General features: G+C 40.8%; 2 protein-coding genes and 1 pseudogene. 1 reads left to right on the forward strand and 2 read right to left on the reverse strand.

From position 1 onward, the window contains the following. Positions 1-188: pseudogene (locus HP439_RS19495) on the forward strand (ribosome small subunit-dependent GTPase A); the annotation flags it as partial. A gap of 10 nt (positions 189-198) precedes the next feature. On the opposite strand, the gene HP439_RS18610 reads toward HP439_RS19495, so the two are convergent. Next, complete coding sequence (locus HP439_RS18610; protein WP_172391829.1) at positions 199-1,050, reverse strand: hypothetical protein; 852 nt, start codon at positions 1,048-1,050, stop codon at positions 199-201. Positions 1,051-1,284: 234 nt separating this feature from the next. Next, the coding region (locus tag HP439_RS18615) for a RagB/SusD family nutrient uptake outer membrane protein (RefSeq protein ID WP_172391830.1) at positions 1,285-2,697 on the reverse strand (1,413 nt) is incomplete at its 5' end.

Here is a 2,697-nt window from a genome sequence, read left to right on the forward strand (position 1 = left end):
AAAAGGAGGAATTATCACATTTTTTTCCTGAAATGCGCGCACGCTTGAATGAATGTCGATTTCATAATTGTCGACATATCAATGAACCTGGTTGCGTGATTCTCCAGGCCCTAGAGCAGGGCGATATTGAACCTTCACGATACGATAGCTATCTAAGTATTTACAACAATCAGGATACGCGTAATTAGGGTTTGATTGTTATCTCAGGTCTAATTCTTCGCTGTGCAGAGGCTCTCCTTCTAGCGTCGTGAAAAGCATTCGATATCTTCCCGGGCAAGCTCTAAAAGCTCCTTGTGCTATCGGTGAGGGTCCTAACAGGGTATAAAAGAATAACGCTTTGTCTTTCTCTTCGTCTTTGTAAACCTTAAGTAGGTAATAACCGGGATTCTTTTTAATAAGCTGTGGAACCACATAGTCGTGGTAAATTTCCTCGACGCCCTGAGGACAGGTGGGCAATTTTAAGTTGGAAAGTGTATATCCTAAATCTTGATAAGTCTTTGCATTTTGTTGAACGAAATGTTCTATTTTTTTGATGTTTTCTCCTTTAGGCAATACTTTAATAATTGTTAGATATTTTTCCGCAATACCTTTATTATACATGGGAATAACGGCGTGATATACGCTATCGGTGCCAATTTTTATTGTCTGGGCATACCATTTGGCATTATCCTCTGACTTTAATTGAAAATTACCTAAGTCGATCAATTTTTGATTCTTTCCGCCGCTATTATTTATTAACGCTGCCATTCCATATTTCGAGTTATAGGTATCGCTAAAGACTACAGCATATGATTTCTTGTCGTATCCAAGTTTTTTAAAGAGTTTAACATATCGACGTGACGGAGGGTCGTTCGTCAAATGGCTTTTGTGACCATCCCACATTTCTTCTCCCGCATAAGGACCCATATAAATTGAGAACTTCTCTTGGATACTTTCGAAATTGTCTTCCCCTTTCACGATGTAACTATTAGGGACCGTTTGGTAGCTACTGCAACTACTTAAAACTGATACGCAAAGTAAGATGAAATAGACGTTGATGGCACGATGCATAGGGCTATAATTTTAGATGTTTCGTTTATACATGGTTATTAAGAGAATTTAAATATAACAAAATTGATTAAATCTCAGGTTATTATATCACAATATTTAGGAATATTATTCTTCTCTTCTTTGTCGGGTTGGTGAAAATGCCGACCTTTTTAGCTGAAAATAATACAAGCAAAAAAAGTTATCCGAATGTTTCTCGGATAACCTTTTTTATTTACTTGGGAGATATTTTATCGATTATTCCCAAAACGGGTTTTGTTCAATCTTTTCGTTTTTGGTGATCGCTGTTGCTGGTATTGGGTATAGGTTTTGACGACCATCGGCGTACCAAGTTCTTTGTTGAGCTTTAAACCATTCTAGATGATTGTCGGAAGTGAGTGTCTGGAAATTTGTCGACTTACCTCCAATCGCCACTTTAGCGACACCTGCAGGAACGTTAATGGAAGGCCCTGATTGATTTCCGTCATAAAACACAACATCCATGGTGCCGTTTTGATCTAAGTCGATTAATTGATTTAATCCAGGGACATAGATTCCCGACCACTCCATGGTTGCCATCAGTTCTCCCCGATTCCACCTTTTTAAGTCGTTAAAGCGAAATCCTTCCAAAGCGAGTTCCACCTGACGTTCTCTACGAACCTCCAGAATAACTGGATTGTTCACATCAGGGAAGAACGTTTGTTTTAGGTAATTGTCAACGCTGCCGGGGAGAGTGTTAATACCTCCCGTTATGCCAGCCCTCTCTCGTAAGGCACCAATTGTATTTTTCCAATCGTTGTGGGATAAGGTACCCAACTCTGCTTTTGCTTCTGCATAGTTTAGCAACACTTCTGCATATCGCATTAAAGGAACGGCATTTGTGTTGTAAGAACCGTTATCAAAATAGCTGTCATCAAGGGTGTACTTGATAGGCTGATACCCTGTATAGGTGTGACTAGCAAAGTTTGGCGGTGCAGCCGCTCCATTACGTTTATAGCCTGGCGTGCGGATTAGTTGGGCTAATCTGTAATCGCGGCCAGCGCACTCTTGGTAAAACATTTCTGTTTTATAGTTCGGGCGATTTGTGTAGGGAGTACCATCGATATTTAATACTGTATTGATGAATGGACGTGCAAGACTGTAACGGGGGCCATATGTTGCCGAGGTCCACCACCAATTTGCATCGTTAAGTATCGCTAGGTCTTTACTAAATGCAATAGCGAGCATAACTTCTGAAGTAACCGGCGCATCACTAATGAATAATTGCCGCTGGGATAACTCTGCACCTTGCGCTGTATTTAATGTATGTGGTCCGTGAATCATCAATTCCTCCGCCGCATCAACAACATGTTGCAAGTAAATGTCTGCGGTATTTTGTAGACCTAACTCGAAATGGTATTTCCGGTAAGTGCCTTCAAAAAGAGCAATCCGAGTTTTTAGACCTAATGCGGTCCATTTTGTTATCGTCGTCCCGTCTGAGCTCGCGGCACTGATATTGTTATATGCAAAATCTAAATCCTCCATTATTTTCTCCATGACTAGGGTGCGGGAATCACGAGGAGCGTATAATGCTTCATCATCAGCAGCTAATGGTTTATCAATCCAAGGGACATCCCCGAAGCGTGTAACCATATCATAATAGAACCATGCGCGAAAAAAGCGCGCGATACC

It is taken from the genome of Sphingobacterium shayense, assembly GCF_013179575.1.
Classification (GTDB): domain Bacteria; phylum Bacteroidota; class Bacteroidia; order Sphingobacteriales; family Sphingobacteriaceae; genus Sphingobacterium; species Sphingobacterium shayense.